General features: G+C 54.0%; 16 protein-coding genes and 2 pseudogenes. 9 read left to right on the top strand and 9 right to left on the bottom strand.

Going from position 1 to position 15,743, the window contains the following annotated elements; genetic code table 11:
- The coding region (locus ACREAY_RS03925) for a type II glyceraldehyde-3-phosphate dehydrogenase (protein ID WP_431754456.1) at positions 1–687 on the bottom strand (687 nt) is incomplete at its 3' end.
- 195 nt (positions 688–882) lie between these two features.
- Between ACREAY_RS03925 and ACREAY_RS03920 the strand changes: the two genes are divergently transcribed.
- Together ACREAY_RS03920 and trpD are read left to right on the top strand one after the other, a co-directional pair.
- Positions 883–1,488, top strand: a complete 606-nt coding sequence (locus tag ACREAY_RS03920) for an anthranilate synthase component II (RefSeq protein ID WP_431754455.1) — start codon at positions 883–885, stop codon at positions 1,486–1,488.
- A complete protein-coding gene (gene trpD / locus ACREAY_RS03915; RefSeq protein ID WP_431754454.1) occupies positions 1,485–2,555 on the top strand; it encodes an anthranilate phosphoribosyltransferase in 1,071 nt (356 codons plus the stop codon). Before ACREAY_RS03920 ends, trpD begins: the two co-directional genes overlap by 4 nt.
- Before the next feature lies 1 nt (position 2,556).
- Here trpD and radA read toward each other — a convergent pair whose 3' ends face one another.
- Both radA and ACREAY_RS03905 read right to left on the bottom strand, forming a co-directional pair.
- Positions 2,557–3,570, bottom strand: a complete 1,014-nt coding sequence (gene radA, locus ACREAY_RS03910; RefSeq protein WP_431754453.1) for a DNA repair and recombination protein RadA — start codon at positions 3,568–3,570, stop codon at positions 2,557–2,559.
- A 194-nt stretch (positions 3,571–3,764) separates the two neighbouring features.
- Positions 3,765–3,902: pseudogene (locus tag ACREAY_RS03905) on the bottom strand (DUF5679 domain-containing protein); the annotation flags it as partial.
- Between the two features lie 131 nt (positions 3,903–4,033).
- Here ACREAY_RS03905 and ACREAY_RS03900 point away from each other — a divergent pair.
- From ACREAY_RS03900 to ACREAY_RS03880, 5 genes are all read left to right on the top strand, one after another.
- Positions 4,034–4,273, top strand: coding sequence for a hypothetical protein (locus ACREAY_RS03900; protein WP_431754452.1), 240 nt, complete (start codon positions 4,034–4,036; stop codon positions 4,271–4,273).
- 256 nt (positions 4,274–4,529) lie between these two features.
- Positions 4,530–5,366 carry a hypothetical protein gene (locus tag ACREAY_RS03895; protein ID WP_431754451.1) on the top strand — a complete coding sequence of 279 codons (837 nt, stop codon included), beginning with the start codon at positions 4,530–4,532 and terminating at the stop codon, positions 5,364–5,366.
- A gap of 25 nt (positions 5,367–5,391) precedes the next feature.
- Positions 5,392–5,715, top strand: a complete 324-nt coding sequence (locus tag ACREAY_RS03890; protein ID WP_431754450.1) for a hypothetical protein — start codon at positions 5,392–5,394, stop codon at positions 5,713–5,715.
- 845 nt (positions 5,716–6,560) lie between these two features.
- Entirely contained in the window at positions 6,561–8,363 is a 1,803-nt protein-coding gene (locus ACREAY_RS03885) for a peptidoglycan DD-metalloendopeptidase family protein (RefSeq protein ID WP_431754449.1), read from the top strand.
- Between the two features lie 836 nt (positions 8,364–9,199).
- Complete coding sequence (locus ACREAY_RS03880; protein ID WP_431754448.1) at positions 9,200–9,577, top strand: hypothetical protein; 378 nt, start codon at positions 9,200–9,202, stop codon at positions 9,575–9,577.
- Positions 9,578–9,739: 162 nt separating this feature from the next.
- Here the strand turns inward: ACREAY_RS03880 and ypfJ are convergent, their stop codons facing one another.
- The 3 genes from ypfJ to ACREAY_RS03865 all read right to left on the bottom strand — a co-directional run bounded on the left by ypfJ (position 9,740) and on the right by ACREAY_RS03865 (position 11,654).
- Positions 9,740–10,579: a KPN_02809 family neutral zinc metallopeptidase gene (gene ypfJ / locus ACREAY_RS03875; protein WP_431754447.1), complete on the bottom strand. Its 840-nt coding sequence runs from the start codon at positions 10,577–10,579 to the stop codon at positions 9,740–9,742.
- A gap of 299 nt (positions 10,580–10,878) precedes the next feature.
- The gene (locus tag ACREAY_RS03870) at positions 10,879–11,100 is read right to left on the bottom strand and encodes a hypothetical protein (protein ID WP_431754446.1); all 222 of its coding nucleotides are present in this window, start codon (positions 11,098–11,100) and stop codon (positions 10,879–10,881) included.
- 224 nt (positions 11,101–11,324) lie between these two features.
- The gene (locus tag ACREAY_RS03865) at positions 11,325–11,654 is read right to left on the bottom strand and encodes a hypothetical protein (protein ID WP_431754445.1); all 330 of its coding nucleotides are present in this window, start codon (positions 11,652–11,654) and stop codon (positions 11,325–11,327) included.
- Between the two features lie 226 nt (positions 11,655–11,880).
- Here ACREAY_RS03865 and ACREAY_RS03860 point away from each other — a divergent pair, with 226 nt between their 5' ends.
- On the top strand, positions 11,881–12,078 hold the full coding sequence (locus ACREAY_RS03860) for a hypothetical protein (protein WP_431754444.1): 198 nt from the start codon (positions 11,881–11,883) through the stop codon (positions 12,076–12,078).
- A 581-nt stretch (positions 12,079–12,659) separates the two neighbouring features.
- On the opposite strand, the gene trpA is transcribed toward ACREAY_RS03860, so the two are convergent.
- The 3 genes from trpA to ACREAY_RS03845 are packed head-to-tail and all read right to left on the bottom strand — an operon-like array spanning position 12,660 to position 15,496.
- Positions 12,660–13,463 carry a tryptophan synthase subunit alpha gene (trpA, locus tag ACREAY_RS03855; RefSeq protein WP_431754443.1) on the bottom strand — a complete coding sequence of 268 codons (804 nt, stop codon included), beginning with the start codon at positions 13,461–13,463 and terminating at the stop codon, positions 12,660–12,662.
- Positions 13,453–14,664, bottom strand: coding sequence for a tryptophan synthase subunit beta (gene trpB / locus ACREAY_RS03850; RefSeq protein ID WP_431754442.1), 1,212 nt, complete (start codon positions 14,662–14,664; stop codon positions 13,453–13,455). Before trpB ends, trpA begins: the two co-directional genes overlap by 11 nt.
- Positions 14,665–14,698: 34 nt before the next feature.
- Entirely contained in the window at positions 14,699–15,496 is a 798-nt protein-coding gene (locus tag ACREAY_RS03845) for an indole-3-glycerol phosphate synthase TrpC (RefSeq protein WP_431754441.1), read from the bottom strand.
- 67 nt (positions 15,497–15,563) lie between these two features.
- Between ACREAY_RS03845 and ACREAY_RS03840 the strand changes: the two are divergent.
- Positions 15,564–15,743 (top strand): annotated as a pseudogene (locus tag ACREAY_RS03840) (hypothetical protein); the annotation flags it as partial.

The raw sequence follows: 15,743 nt of genomic DNA, 5'->3' as shown, positions 1-15,743 counted from the left end.
GCGTATGGTCATGTGGTGCAGGTGCATCATCCGCGACGGCACCTTGAACGCGTCGACGTACAAATTCGCATCAGGGATAAAGTCCTTGACGTCGTCCTGGTGGTGCGGCTGCCTGTCCCACTCTATAGAGTCCTTGACCGCCTTGGTGTCCTCAAGGTCCGCCCACCTCCTTATCAAAGAAACGTCGTAGCGTTTTATGCGCGGGCCGAACTTTTCGATGAGCGGCTGCATTATCCTGCCCATTCCCGACACGTTGCAAGAGCCCTGGATTACGTATTTCCTGCCGGCTGCTTTTGAAAAGTTGACCCTGGAATTGTGAATCATGTCGGCCACGGCCGCGTCGCCGTGCCTGTCCTCGCCTCCCTGAAATATCGCGGCCTTGCCCATCGGCTCGTAGAGCGACTTTTTGTTCTCAAACCCTCCGCCCTCTTTGGCCGCATCGACTACCAGGTCGCACTGGGCGACGGCGTCCCTGACCGGCCCGGCGACGTTGTAGCCCTTTTCCCTGAACGCGCCAAGCATGTTTTCCGGCACAAATACGTTATAGCGGTTGTCGAGCGCTTCCTTTACCTTGTCGTCGACAGTGTATTTTGCGACGCCGACGAACTGGATCTCTTTGTCGGCAGAAAGCGCGGTAGCGAGACGGCGGCCTATGTTTCCGTAGCCGTTGATGAAAACCTTGACCATGATCGGGCAAGCAATTGTTGTCTCTGATATATTATATAGATTCCCAAAAAAGCCTCTATTTTGTGCAGGTTTGCTCAAAAATCGCCCGCACTAGCTTTAAATACGATCACGCGCCTTTCAACTCTAGAGCCATGCAGAGAGGCGGTCGCTTTTGGCAGCCGGCGTTTAGCTAGTTCTACATCGGAGGGCAAGATTTTGGCCAGAAAGAAAAAGATCCTCGTCATAGATAACTATGATTCGTTCGTCTACAACATAGCCCAGCTGCTGGGCGAGATGGACGCCGAGCCAACGGTAGTCCGCAACGACAAGATAACGCTTGCGCAGATAAAAAAGATGAAGCCGGACGGCATCGTGATATCGCCGGGGCCCGGCCACCCCGCGGATAAAAAGTACTTTGGCGTCTGCACCGACGTCATCAGGGAGCTGGGGCCCAAGACGCCGATACTTGGCGTCTGCCTCGGGCACCAAGGCATTGTCCATGCCTTTGGAGGCAAGGTGGTAAACGCGGGAAAGGTCAGGCACGGCAAGACAAGCTCTATCGAATACAAGGACGACCGGCTCTTTGAAGCAGTGAGCAACCCGTTCAGGGCGACGCGCTACCACTCACTCGTTGCAGACAAGGGCAAGATCCCCGACTGCCTGCAAGTCACCGCGCGCTCGACTGACGACGGCGAGATAATGGGCATAAGGCACAGGCAATACCCCATCGAGGGCGTCCAGTTCCACCCCGAGTCAATACTTACAGGCGAGGGCCGCAAGATCCTCTCTAACTTTTTGTCGATGATGGCGGACAAGAAATGACGGGCGCGCAAACAGACCTGCGGCCGGTCCTGCGCAAGCTGGTCGCAAGGGCAGAGCTGACAGAGCAAGAGGTGTCTGCGACGCTTGATGCCATCCTGGGCGGTTCTACCTCCGAATCTGCGATAGCATCGTTTTTGGTCGCGCTTGCCATGAAGGGCGAGACCCCTGCAGAGATCCGGGCGATACTGCAGTCTGTCCGGCGCCACGCGACAAGGATTGCGCCCAGCGTGGCCGGTCCCCTCATCGACACCTGCGGGACGGGGGGCGACTCGATACGGACCTTTAACGTCAGCACTGCCGCGGCGGTAGTCGCGTCTGCCGCCGGCGCCAAGGTGGCCAAGCACGGCAACCGTTCTGTCTCTGGCGTGTGCGGCAGCGCCGACTTTCTTGAATACGTCGGCGTCGATCTCGGCGCTTATCCTGATAAAGTGCAAAAGACCATCGAAGACATCGACATTGGCTTTCTGTTTGCGCCGGCCTTCCATCCAGCGATGAAGAACGTCGCGCCTGCAAGGAAGGTGATAGGCGTCAGGACTGTCTTTAACGTCGTGGGCCCGCTGAGCAACCCGTGCACCAACATCTCTGGCCAGGTGATAGGCGTCTTTGAGCCGTCCCTCATGGACACGCTGGCAGAGGCCTGCCAGGGCTACATCAGCGAAGCAATGCTGGTCCATGCGGCCGACGGCTTTGATGAATTGTCAAACACGTGCGAAAACGACGTCCTGTGGGTGACAGGCGGCCAGACAAAGCGCATCCGGCTCAGCCCCAAGGTCCTTGGGATGCAGGTCGCCCGGCCGGAGCAGCTGGTCGTAAATACAAAAGAAGAGTCGATCCAGTCCACCTTGCAGGCCATCTATGGCAGGGCACCTTCTGAAAAAGAGGACATGGTCGTCCTCAACGCCTCGGCCGCTCTCGTCGTTGGCAAAGTTGCTGCAGACCTGAGGGAAGGGGTGGAAATCGCCCGCAGCGTGATAAAAAGCGGCAGGGCGGGCAAGAAACTCGCGCAGCTCGTGGCGAGCTGTGGCGACTTGGAAAAATTAGAGCAGGCCGAGAAAAAATTCCTCTAGCCTAGTCCTCGTCTTTCGCTGACTTTTTCTTTGGCGCCTCGTCGCTGTCGTCTACACCCTTTTCGTTCACGGTGAACCGGGCGTCGCTGTACGGGTGGTACGGCGAGTCGATTATCTTGGCGACGCGGTCGCTGCCGGCCTTGCGCAGATATATCCTGTACGTGGACGCGTGGCCTATCACGTTGCCGCCTGCCGGCTTGGTCGGGTCGCCAAAGAACGTGTCCGGTGTAGACTGCACCTGGTTTGTCACGATGACGGCCACGTTGTATATCTCGGCTATCCTCACTAGCTTATGCATGAGGCCGTTGAGCCTTTGCTGTCTGTCGGCAAGCGTTCCTCTGCCTGCAAACTCGGCCCTGTGCAAGGAGATGATGCTGTCGATGATTATCATCTTGGCCTTGAAATCGTCGATGTACTTGCCCATCGACTTTACGATGAGCTCCAGGTGGCTCGAGTTGTAGGCCTTGCATATCGCAATGCCCTTTAGCGCCTCCTCGGCGTCCAGGCCCCGGGCCTTCGCTATCTGGTCGACCCTTTCAGGCCGGAAGGTCCCTTCGGTGTCTATGAGTATCACGCCGCCGCCAAGGCCGCCTTCCGAAGGCGGCTGCTGCGCCGTGACGCAAAGCGTGTGGCATATCTGGGACTTGCCGGAGCCAAATTCGCCATAGAACTCGGTTATCGCCTGCGTCTCGATGCCGCCAAGGAGCAGCTCGTCGAGCACCTTGGCGCCGGTTGTGCAGCGCAGGAGCGACTTTCTCTTTTCAAGCTCTACGTCTGCGGTGGTAAACTCGTTATCGAGAATGCCGCTTTCTCTGAGCAGCTTTTGCGCAGCCATGATAAAGTTTGACGCAGCCTCTTTGGAGCCTCCAAGGTCTGCGGCCAGCTCGTCGGCTACGGACGTGGCCAGTTCCATTACTGAACTGATGCCTGCTTCCTTCATTTTGCGGGCAGTAGTTGGCCCTACCCCTTCAATGTCTTCTATTTCCAACTCTACTACGCTTTTGGAACCTGTCAATTCTGATTGTAATCAACTTTTCAAGTATATAACACGTGGATTACTCGAGGGAGAGGGGGATCCTGAAAAATCAGAGAAAAAAGTCCGGGTCTCCCCGGACGACCTTAGCGTTACTTTTTCTTCTTTGCTTTTGCCTTTGCGGCAACCTTCTTCTTTGCTGCCGGCTTGGCCTTTGCCTTCAATGCGCTTCCGCCGCCAATCTTGAACATCTTGGTTCCGCACACGGTGCATATACCAGATGTCGCGTTGCGACCGTTCTTCATGGTTACCTGTTTCTCTCCCTTCATTTCCCTCTTTGCTTTACACTTTACACAATATGCTGTCGTTGCCAACAAGCGTAGGTCAAGCACGCTTGGATATAAGATTAGCTGTAAAATGGCCGAAAATCGGCCTTTTGACCTGAAATAAGGCGCAAAGTTGGGGATAAACTGGCCTTTGAACTGAAAAATCTGCATCAGATGACATGAATGAAGCTAATTTTATGGAAAAACAGGCTAGAAAGCTTGTCCCGCCGCATGTCATTGGTGGAAATCGTTGCCGTGCCATGCTTGCAGGTGTTCTGAAATCGGCATACGTCAAGCATGAAAAACTGGCGCTTGGCTCTGCATTTCGCAATATTGGTGAAAATAGCAAGCGGATTTCAGACCTGCGCTCTGCTATTTGGCATGAGGGCGGCATGCCCGTCCGGGTGGCGCCGCAGTAGCACGTGAACATTGCGGCCATTAAAATGCCCCTGAATGACCAGTTTGTTCACTAAATGCGGAAAACCTAGCTAGAAGACTATTATTGTAAACTCTTAGTAAGAGAGACAGAGTCAAGCAAGGGGGTTGTAGGCACAACGTCGAATTTCTCGCTCCCCGCCTACAGCCCTCATATTTAATCTCCATAAAAAACGCGCACAGTTGCCGCCTGCCTCATGACTAGATATTTATAGTATTTTTACTGATATGTATGACAGTTTGTCAGCCGACGGCAAGGCACTGGAGGCGCTCAACTGGGACGAGCTCGTAGCGCTGAAGCGAAACGTTGCCGCCGAGCTGAAGGGCCTGACGGACCGGCTGGTCGACATCGACAGGAACCAGATCCGAAACATCATCTCCGGCATAAGGGAGCAAAAAGGGATCCTTGATTCGGCAACCGAAAGGATGCGCCAGATCCGGGCCGAGGTCGACAGGCGCAACGCCGACCTTCTTGCCGTGAGCGAAAAGATGTCTCAGGCCAAGAACTTTTTGAGCCTGATGGAGGCGCGCCTTCCGCAAGAAAAGGAGGAAGACCTGCAGGCGGCGATATCTGCAAACCAGGCGCTCATCGACAACAAGGAATTCAAGGGCGAGCGCGAAAAAGGCGAGATACTTTCACGTGTAAAAGCGGCTTCGATGAAGATGGAGGCGATAAAGGCCACGCGCACGATAAAGGACCAGTATGTGCAGCTGGCGACAGAGTCGGCAGCCATCAGCGGCGCGATAAAGGCGCTCAACGACGAGCACGACAGCCTTCGGGCCAGGGGCGCCGAGATAAACGGCAAGCTGGACCGGCTGTATGACGCCAAGCGCGGGCTTGCGGCAGAGCGCGACTCTCACCTCGCGGCCTACGAAGGCACGGTCAAGCAGTTTGGCGCGCTTAACGCCCGGCTCGACGAGATGTCTGTGATGAGGAAAAAGCAGCGCGAGGAGTACGGCTACAACTTGCCAAGCGACGCGCTGTTCAAGGTAAAAGAGACTGCGAGGAAGAAACTGGAATCTGGATCAAAGCTCACCCTTGACGAATTGAAGCTGCTTTACAGCGAAAAGGATTAAGTTACAACCGTTCTAAAAAGGTGCATTGGCAATCAACGACTTTGCGCTTGCCTGCGCCATCGACGGCTCGCCGGCGTATTTCACCTATCACGGCGAAACGATGCTTGTCATCCAGTCCGCGCAGGACGCCAAGGCCGGCGTCAACAGCTTTGCATATATCGAGTCTTTCATGGACGCGCTCGTGTCGCACGAGGCCATACACGTCGCAATCAAAAAGAGGGAAGGCGACAGAACGTCAGAGTCGCTTGACGACATTGAAGTGATAGTCGAGCACAACGGCCAGCGCTTTCAGGTGACGCTCAACAACATGCTGTTTGCAAATGACCAGTCGGGGCTTGTGCTGCCATGAAAAAAGCGTGAGCCAGAGATCCTGGAGAGTTCATGGACAAGGAGTTCGAAAGGGGGATTACCATTTTTATTGACAAGGAGTAAAAAAATACAATCTCCCCTTTTCCCTCGGGGATTTGTACACATAATGTAGGTAATGATGGCGCTAAGCGGTGGGCTAACGCTCACTCTGCGTAAACTTGTGCCGTTTTTGTGGCCATATGTAGGAAAGCAATTCCCGCCCCGCGATATTTCTATGCTGCAGGTATCGGCCTCTTTATCCAGTCAAGAACGAGTATGCCAACTCCGATGACTGTGATGGACGTGCCGATGATTGTCTTGTCCCAAAATCCCCATTGGCTCGGGTACCAGCATGTACCACTGCCGATGTTATCGATATTATTCCCGCAATAGTTGGGATCACTAACTGTCTTTAGACCAAAAATATACCATGCCACATTTAAGATTAACAAAAGATTTCCCACTATTAGGATAATGTAGCCAAGTTGCTGGTAACGTCTCGTAATGACACACATCCTTCTGAATGATTAAAAGATTCGTGTCAAAAGAAAGCGCGGGAATGTCACTATTGCCTATTGAATATAGCACAAAAGCTATAGCTTGGATAATCACTACTTTCGTTATGACGGTTGCAGGCAAGAGCCACTATAACGTTAAACTGTTGAAAGGGTATGGCGTCTCTATTATTCTCAAGGACAATCGAATATGCCTGAAAGGAGGGCGATGCCCTTTATCGTTCACCTTTCATCGCCCATATAGTTAACAGTGCCCGTTACGGGATTCTTTATTATCAACTTCGTGTATTACTGTGATATGTCTACAACCTCCCCAAAGGTCTCGGTCGTCGTGGAGCCTGAGGAGTCGGGTCGCATCGTCTACCTCGCGATGGCTCCGAAGAAATCTGGAGACGTTCGCCAGGGCCAGTTGTCGCTCAAGATATTCGTCACAAATAACGAGAGTAAGTCCGTGAAGGTGACCAAGGTCCGCCTGGTCTTCACTGGCCCGCCTGCCGTCAGTGCCGTCTCGTACGCACCAAACTTGTCCATATCACCGGCAACAACCGGTGTGTGGTTCTTCCAGCCCGCCGACAGCGTTCTCCTGCCACAGCCGGCACCTTCCAAGATGACAGTCGAGGTGAGCTGTGAAGGCTTTGGGGTTCCGTGGAAGGGGGCATACAACCTTGCCCCGCACGAAAGTCCGGTGCCGGCAAAGAGCTTTCTCTTCCCGGCGGCAGCCAGCGACCTGCGACAGGGTGAGTACTGGGCAGGCCGCGGCGCCGGCCATGCAGCCGCAGGTGACGGTAGCCAACTCTTTGCATACGACATGGGCGTCATTGGTCGCAACGCAGAAAATACCGGCTGGACCGAAGTCCTGCCGGGCAAAACGGACGATAAGAACGAAAACTACCGGATCTGGGGCAAGCCGATCTATGCCATGGCAGATGGCACAGTAAAGTCGTTTCTGAATACCATGAATGACAACACGACAATGGGCAAGCAGACACCCACACCCGATCCTGTGGAGGGAAACCACTTTTGGATACAGCATGGTGATGAGGTCGTGGTATATGCCCATTTCAAGAAGGGTTCTCTAAATCCGGCGTTTATGTCGGTAGGCGCAGCCGTCAAAGCCGGCGATTTTCTGGGGCTGGCAGGAAATTCTGGTAATTCTAGCAATCCGCATCTGCACGTTCACTCGATTGAGGCCACACAGCCTTGGCAGGGCCCATTGCGGCCGCTACCCTGGCACAATGCGTGGGTAATAGACCGCAGTGCCTTCAGTCCCCCGGATCCATCTGGTCCGTGGTTCAGGTGTCAGGGTCATGGTTTTGCCAAGACGGAGATGGCCCTCTGGCCCGCCGCCACCGCTCCCGCCTGGTACCCGCCGGGCTGGGGCGAGATCACACGCTGCGGTATCCCCTCAGCCTCGTATCAGACCGAGTTTGACAAGATAGCAGGAAGCGGGTACCGCCTTGTCTGGGTCGATGGCTATGAAGTAGGCGGCAAGACGTTCTTCAATGTGATCTTTCGGCCTGCCGGTGGAGTGGCGTGGGTCGCCCGGCACGGCATGACCTCCGCTGCCTACCAGGACCAGTTTAACCAGTGGACTGGACAAGGTTACCGTCTTACGCATATTGAGAGTTACTTAGAAGGTGGTGCGGTGCGCTATGCCGCCATCTTTACCAAGGGAGCCGGACCGTCGTTCACTGCATATCATGGTCGGAACGCTGCAGCACACCAGCAGCTCTTCAACGATATGACCGCTCAGGGCTGGGTGCCAGTCAACATCTCTGTCGTCTCGCCGGGCGGGAACAGGACGTATGCTGCAGTGTATGAAAAGCGGAACGTCGGCAGCTATTGGACAAAGAACTTTATGACGCCGGCCGAATACCAGTCGGAATTTGACGCCAACGTCAAGGCAGGCAGGAAGCTGGTTTATCTCAACGCCTACCAACACAGCGGCGGCGTGCGGTTCACCGGCATCTGGCATCAAAAGGTCGCTTTGTCTTTCGTGGCGCGGCACGGGCTGACCAGCTCGCAGTTCCAGGCAGAGTTCGACTCCAAACTGGCAAGCGGTTATCTCACAAGAGTAGTCACCGGATATGCATCTGGTAATAGCCACCGCTTCGGTGCATGTTGGACAAAGTGAGTAGCATCCAATGTCTGCCAATTATCGTACTGTGGCGCCGCATAGAAGACATTGACAAGATAAAGCCGTGACCCGGCTCGTGGATTTGGACGCTGACAGAAAGCGGTTCTGGCTGGGCAATCTGCAGTCGATAAATGATAGAGTCAGCAACGACTCGACGCCGATTTCGCTGAACTACTTTGCGAAAGAAGAAATCTGACATGCGGGCTATGTTTTTCTTACTGATTCATAACGGACAAAAAGGCATTTCCGCGTGTGATGCACTCTAACCATCCTACCGGCTGTTATTGGCATTAGTTGTGGTTGTTAGTGCGGTGCAACCTTTTGGCACATTACATTAGCTTGGGCGGTGGTATTGCCTAATACTGTTTTCATAAAGTTTACACATTCCTTTTTGCTCTGAAATAGGGTATGCCATGCGTCTGCTGATTGAGCTGCGCTGATAGCTACCACTCCAAACATAGCTGCCGCTGCTACTATTACCAGTACGATTAGCGCTGCGTCTCTCATTGGCATAGTAACTTGTGCTGTCCCTAATAGGAAGTGCGTAATTGTAGTCCGGCACTGAATAACAAGAGTAGCTTGTAACTCATTGACCCAAGGCCGCACAATCTCTTGCACAAAAAGGAGTAGTGATTAGCCCACCGTTTTACATCCATTGCCCCTACATCATAACGGACATCATGCGTACAAAGTTGAGCACGAAAAGGGGGGAGTATTTTTACTCCTTGTCAATAAAAAATAATCCCCCTTTTTCCTCCTAGATTTGTGCTGCTTTTTGTTATGGCACAAGGCGTATGTATAACGTCCGTAATGATCAGGTTGAGGATTGCGCCATGAGAAATTCAAAACTCGTATTGGCTGTGGGACTGGCCGCGGCAACACTTGCTTTATTTCTGACTGTTACTGCAAGCGGCGGGGCGCTACGGACGGGGCTTGCTCCATGGCCCGGGATAGGCGCCATTGTGATGGCGATGGTGGCGTTTATTGTATCATGGAAGCAGAGGTCATTTCTGGTGGCAGGATTGTTGGCTGCAAGCGGCGTCACCGGCTTGGCATATGGCTTGATAGTTACAGAGTTCTTTGCAGTCATCGTGTTCCCGGGTCCAGTTCTCGGATTCATAATCGGGCTTGGGCTACTCGGGCTTGGAGGTGCAAAGAGCATAGAGGCAGCACGGGCCGGGAGAAGTAAAACCACGCCTCTCGCCGGATGACCATTTAATTATTCACTGCGTACCAAATTGTCTTGGTATGCATCTGATGAGGAACTACAGTCCCTCTTGCACAGAAGCCTAATCGTCCTTACCGTGATGGTGTCGTCTCGCTTGATGACTTAAAGAATGAGGAAACAGAGCCTTTCGATTCCTCTGGAGTTTTTACGGATTCGCGGCATCAAAGGTATTACAGGAATTGATGTCGCCGGATTCAAGCCCGGTCTGGAACCAGCTTACCCTCTGCGCGGAGCTGCCGTGCGTGAACGAGTCGGGCGTTACTCTGCCCTGCGATTCCATCTGAAGCCGGTCATCTCCGATGCTGCTTGCGGCATTCAGGCCTTCCTCTACGTCGCCTTGCTCGAGAAGGTCTCTTGCCTCGTCGGCGTTATGTGCCCAGACGCCCGCAAAACAATCTGCCTGCAGCTCCTGCATGACAGAGAGCCTGTTCGCGTCGATAGTGCCGAGCCCCTCCTGCGCGCTCTGCACCTGCTCTGAAATGCCGAGCAGGTTCTGCACGTGGTGCCCCACCTCGTGCGCGATGACGTATGCCTGGGCAAAGTCACCCGGAGCGCCATGCCTGTCTTTGAGGTCCCTGTAAAAGCTCAGGTCTATGTACACCTTCTCGTCGGCAGGGCAGTAAAAAGGCCCTACCGCGGACTGGGCGAACCCGCATGCGGATTCGACTGCGCCTGTGAATAAAACAAGCGTGGGTTCTCGGTACTCGCGGTCGTCGGCGGCAAACAGTACGCTCCACGTGTCCTCCGTGTCTGCAAGCACGACAGAAACGAAATCGGCAAGTTCCCTGTCTTCGGCGGAAAGCGATGCAGGGTCAAAGTTTGAGGCTGGATCTATGTTTGAAACCTGGCCGGGGTCGGCGCCCAGCAGCAGTGCAATTACGAGTACTATAAGGCCGCCTATTCCCCCTCCGACGGCCTTCATTGGCACTCTCATCCCCCTTCTGTCCTCGATATTTGAGCTCTTTCTGCCTTGTCTCCACCGCATTTGCCTATCGTTACTCTATTTTCAGATCCCGGGAAAAGATTTAAACTCTCAGATACTTTATGCAAAAACTCTTTTTAGTGGGAAACGTGCGACAAGGCAACGCACGGCTATAGCGTCGTGATGTTTATACAAAGGCTTTGATGCCACGCCGGCCGCAGGGTCGACGGTCGAGCCGTTTCTCGTAAACTGTTTGCATACCTTACAATGGCAAAAGCCCTGGAGAGTCCGGTACTGCGCCGCCGTCAGGTTACGCAACGATGGGGGTTTTGAAGGACACTACCATTCGTGCTTTGATGCGATTATTCTTCTTTTCCCGCCGCTCTGTCTTCTGCATCGAGTTCTCGCTTTCTTGCCTCTACTATTTTATCAATGTCCTTTTGATGCTCCGCCTGATACTTTGCCCTTTCTTCAGTTGTATCACCCCATTGCCGCTTCATCAGCTCACTGTACTTGTTGGGATTGCCGCTTTTCTCTCCAGCGCTCGGGCTTTGTTTTTCTACATTCTTCTTCTCATTAGCCATGAACCTTTATTGCCAAAAAATAATTAAACTGTTACTAACAGACTTTTCTTTTTTTAACTGCTAAAGGAGCATCCAGCCACCAGATATCGCTAAACCCGTTCAAGAATAAAGAAATCTCGCCTCGGCATTTCAGGCCAAAAGAGATACCAATCCTGCCTCCCCCATAACGCATGTAACGACAGTTCAAAGGCAGGGCGTTGCGGCCAAGATTCTGGTGTCTTCAGTTAGCGCAATATCTCTGACAGGAATTGCATGACGGCTTCTGCTTTTGGCCCTTCTGCCACGATGCTTACGGCACTTCCCTGATCCCTTGACGTAACACTCACTGCCAAAGTGTTTTTCTTTCTTGTAAAATAATAGATCAAGGCAAATATGCCTACCAGGAGGAGCAGGATTATCAGAATCGTCGTGTCATACTGCCTTTCGCCGCCAGCGACGATCTTCTCGTTGCCGGCGGTCTCCTTTATCTCCAGAGAAGTTGCCCGGATGTACTTTTGGGCAGTGTTATAGGCGTCAGGCGCGCTCATTTTCGACTCGACAACTAGCGACCCCAATAATGAATCCAAGCGGGCGGCTTGTACATAAGCATATTCGAAATAGAAACTGGGCTGCTACCTGAACTCTTGTGCTATGTACGCATAATGCAGGCATTGACGTAGATCAGCATAGGTGAAAGGCAGCTGCAGGATTACTCGTGCAAGCAATAGAACAAACTTTTGCTTTCTGAAACCTCAACGCGATTCCGACCCTTTAACTATTCATGATGCAAAAAATATGCAGATGGCGGGAAAGAGCAGCACGCGCAGCGTCAAAAAGTACGTCATAATAGGAGCAATCGGAGCGGGAATCCTCGTCTCCGTCCTCTATGCCCTTTCAGTAACGCGGCCGCCCGGCTCGACTCCCGCGCAGAACGACGAGGACGCATCTTTGCCCGGCGGCAACGGCTCGGCATTGCCGGGGACGGCAAATTCTCCTTAGATAACCATACTCCCCAACCCCTACTCGCTGGGTGAGCCGGCGACCATTGCAGGATTCGGGTTTACTCCCAACGAAGAGATTACTCTGACATTGAACAGAGATACGCAATTGCAAACAACCCCTTCCACAATAATCACGGATTCAGCGGGAACTTTTGAAGTCGAAACTGCCATTAATGAAACGGAAGGCGAAGGGGAGCAGATCATAACGGCAGTTGACGCTTCCGGCATTGCATCATCGACAACGATTCCAATAAATCCGGAATCTGCCGGCACGTAGGACCATTGCGATGCAAAGCCTGCTGGCATTGAATCAAGCACTGGCTAAAAGATCGCCATCGGCAAAAGATGTGAATATGTGGGATTTGCCCCTGTTTTTTACTGGCTGCTACCAGACTTCCAGATACCAAAAAGTCCACAAATGTGTACGGACCAGCAGCCATAAAAGAACTAACAGCTACCAGCGTTTTTGTATACACTGGAAACACACACTAGTGCCTTTCCCGCCGCACATTTTACGCAGCGGCTGCAGGCAGTATTAAAGAACGATTATTTTTGCCATGTTTCCACTGGAAACGCGCGCTAGCGGCAGGCCCTTTTCAGAGACGCCGCAAACACTCGTAGCTCGGCAAGCATGGCGCGCCGGTTCTTTGCCCTTGCAATCCTGTCTACAATGGCGCTGCCGACGATTATCGCGTCAGCCCCTGCGCCTATCATGAATTTTGCGTGCGCCGGCGTGCTTATGCCAAAGCCCACGCCCACAGGTATCTTTGAGCCTGCAGCGTCCTTTGCCCTCTTTATTGCGCCGGCAGTATACCCTTCAAAAGTCCGGCGTGCGCCGGTTATGCCATAGACGGAGACCAGGTACATAAAGCCGGACGACTTGGTCGCAATATTTCGGAGCCTGTCGTCAGACGTGTTGGGCGACGCTAGGAACACCGTCGCCATGCCGTGCTTTTTTGCAGAAGCAATATAGTCTGCGGCCTCTTCTACCGGCAGGTCCGGCAGGATAAAGCCGTCGATGCCGCAGTCCCCTGCGCGTTTCATAAAGTTGTCCATGCCTGCGTGCACCAGGATGTTAGAGTAGGTCATGGCCAGCAGCGGAAGCGCAGGGTGCCTCTTTCTCACGGCCTTGGCGATGGCAAGCGCCTTTTCCGGCGTCACGCCGGCTTCCAGCGCCTGGTGTGACGCCTGCTGTATCGTCGGCCCGTCTGCTATCGGGTCTGAAAACGGTATGCCAAGTTCGATTATGTCCGCGCCGCCTGCGACAAGCGCGTCAACGATATCAGCCGTCGCCTTGACGTCAGGATAGCCTGCCACGACATAGCAGGCAAGAGCGCACTTGCCCTGCAGCATCTGGAATGTTGCTGCAATCCTATCTTGCATGCCTGCGGCCCTTTTTCGAGTTCAAATAGTCCTGCACGACCGTCACGTCCTTGTCGCCCCTGCCGGACAGCGTCACGACTATCATCTCGTCTTTGTCCATCTCTTTTGCCATCTTTATCGCGTGCGCTATTGCGTGCGACGACTCTAGCGCGGGGATTATGCCTTCAAGCTTGGAGAGTTTCATAAAGGCGCCCACGGCCTCGTCGTCAGTGCAAGGCACGTACGTCGCCCGGCTGATGTCTTTGAGCATCGAATGCTCGGGGCCGACTCCTGGATAGTCGAGGCCAGCCGAGATGCTGTGCGTATCAATGACCTGCCCCTTTTCGTCCTGCAAAAGGTAGGTGAACATGCCGTGGAGAACGCCCTCGCTTCCGGCGCAGAGCGTCGCCGAGTGCTTGCCTGTCCTGACGCCCTTGCCCCCTGCCTCCACACCGCACAGCCTGACGTCCGAGTCGTCGAGGAACGGGTAAAAAGAGCCCATCGCGTTGCTGCCGCCACCGACGCAGGCGACTATGGCGCTTGGCAGCCTGCCGTATTCCTGCCTCATCTGCTCCTTTACTTCGCTTCCGATGACGCTCTGAAAATCGCGCACCATCATCGGGTACGGGTGCGGGCCCACGACGGAGCCTATCAGGTAATACGTCGTCTGCACGTTTGATATCCAGTCCCTTATCGCCTCGTTGATGGCGTCCTTTAGCGTCTTTGTGCCCGAGTCGACGGGATGCACTTTTGCCCCGAGAATCTCCATGCGAAAGACGTTGAGCTTTTGCCGCTCGACATCCTTTGACCCCATGTACACCTCTGAAGGCAGGCCAAGGACAGAGCAGGCTATAGCGGTGCCTACGCCGTGCTGGCCGGCGCCCGTCTCTGCTATTATGCGCTGTTTGCCCATCTTTTTTGCGAGCAGCGCCTGCCCGAGCGTGTTGTTGGTCTTGTGGGCGCCACCGTGCAACAAATCCTCGCGTTTTAAAAAGATCCTGGCCCCGCCTGCGTGCTCTGTCAGGTTCTTTGCAAAATAGAGTGGCGTGGGCCTTCCGGCGTATTGAGTGAGATAGTAATGCAGTTCCTTCTGGAAATCGGCGTCGCTTCGATACTTTTCATAGGCAGATTCAAGCTCGCTCACGGCCGGCGCCAGCGTCTCTGGTATGTACTTGCCGCCGTATTTCCCGAACTTGCCTCCGACGGGGTAGCTGCCAAGCATCGCAGCCAGAGTAGCGGCCAAGGGTTATTAATATTCACAGGGCGTTGTACAGCTCGGCCACCTTGGCGCCAATGTCGCCGGTCTCCATGATGCTCGTGCCTACCAAAAACGCGTCCGCGCCGGCTCTGCGCAGGTACTGCACGTCTTCCGGCTTGGCAATGCCGCTTTCGCTGATTATGACGCTCTTGCCCTTGCCGTGCTTTTTTACCAGCCGCTCTGTGTTTGAAATGTCAACCTTCAGGTCGGCCAGGTTGCGGTTGTTGATGCCAACGAATTCATAGCCGGACTTTAGCGACTCGCCGTATTCCTGCTCGGTGTGCGCCTCCACCAGCACATGCAACTCTTTCTTTTTTGCATGGTCGAGCAGTTTATCGATGCTCGATTCTGCCAGGTTGCGGTCAAACACCGCCTTTATCAGCAGTATGCAGTCGGCGCCGGCCCTCTTGGCCGCGTCTATCTGGACCTCGCTTACGATGATGTCTTTCATCAAAAGCGGGATGGAGACTGCCTTTCTTACCGCAAGCAGGTTGCTGACAGAGCCGTCAAACATGTACGGCTGCGTGAGAACAGAGAGGGCGGTCGCGCCGGCCTCTGCCATCGCCAGCGCTATTTCTGCGGGCGTGCCAAAATTGCGGATCTGGCCTCGAGATGGCGACGAGAACTTGACCTCGGTTATTAGCGGGGCGTGGGGGCACGAGAATATCGCCTTTCTCAGGCTCAATGCGTCGTGCGTGACTTCTCTCTTCAGGTCATATGCGCCGTCGTCTATGGCCTTGAACGAGTTTTCCACCAGTCGCTCTATCGTGTCGCCGGCCTTGGCAAACCTGCTCATGGACAGCAGTTCAGGCCCGCGACGTTATAATTCTATATATAGTGCGGCGAGAAAAAAATGCCAGCCAATGCCAGAAAGCGCGATTTTCCGTGACAGAGCCAAGTTGTCGCCCCGGTTCGTGCCGGAGGAGCTGCCCCACCGGCAGGCCCAGGTCGACCAGATACTGCATGTGTTTTCAGAAGCCGCAAGCGACCCTGACAGGTTCCCGCTGACCATCATGCAGGTGATAGGCACCGCAGGCATAGGC

Source organism: Nitrososphaera sp. (genome assembly GCF_050748925.1).
Lineage (GTDB): Archaea > Thermoproteota > Nitrososphaeria > Nitrososphaerales > Nitrososphaeraceae > Nitrososphaera.
This window is presented reverse-complemented; position numbering and strand designations above follow the sequence as displayed.

Bases quoted from the DNA above. Each gene is read 5' to 3' on its own strand.
- trpD (WP_431754454.1), top strand. From the start codon at position 1,485: ATGACGGGCGCGCAAACAGACCTGCGGCCGGTCCTGCGCAAGCTGGTC.
- ACREAY_RS03900 (WP_431754452.1), top strand. From the start codon at position 4,034: ATGAATGAAGCTAATTTTATGGAAAAACAGGCTAGAAAGCTTGTCCCG.
- ACREAY_RS03880 (WP_431754448.1), top strand. From the start codon at position 9,200: ATGAGAAATTCAAAACTCGTATTGGCTGTGGGACTGGCCGCGGCAACA.
- ypfJ (WP_431754447.1), bottom strand. From the start codon at position 10,579: ATGCGGTGGAGACAAGGCAGAAAGAGCTCAAATATCGAGGACAGAAGG.
- ACREAY_RS03870 (WP_431754446.1), bottom strand. From the start codon at position 11,100: ATGGCTAATGAGAAGAAGAATGTAGAAAAACAAAGCCCGAGCGCTGGA.
- ACREAY_RS03860 (WP_431754444.1), top strand. From the start codon at position 11,881: ATGGCGGGAAAGAGCAGCACGCGCAGCGTCAAAAAGTACGTCATAATA.
- trpA (WP_431754443.1), bottom strand. From the start codon at position 13,463: ATGCAAGATAGGATTGCAGCAACATTCCAGATGCTGCAGGGCAAGTGC.
- trpB (WP_431754442.1), bottom strand. From the start codon at position 14,664: ATGCTTGGCAGCTACCCCGTCGGAGGCAAGTTCGGGAAATACGGCGGC.
- ACREAY_RS03845 (WP_431754441.1), bottom strand. From the start codon at position 15,496: ATGAGCAGGTTTGCCAAGGCCGGCGACACGATAGAGCGACTGGTGGAA.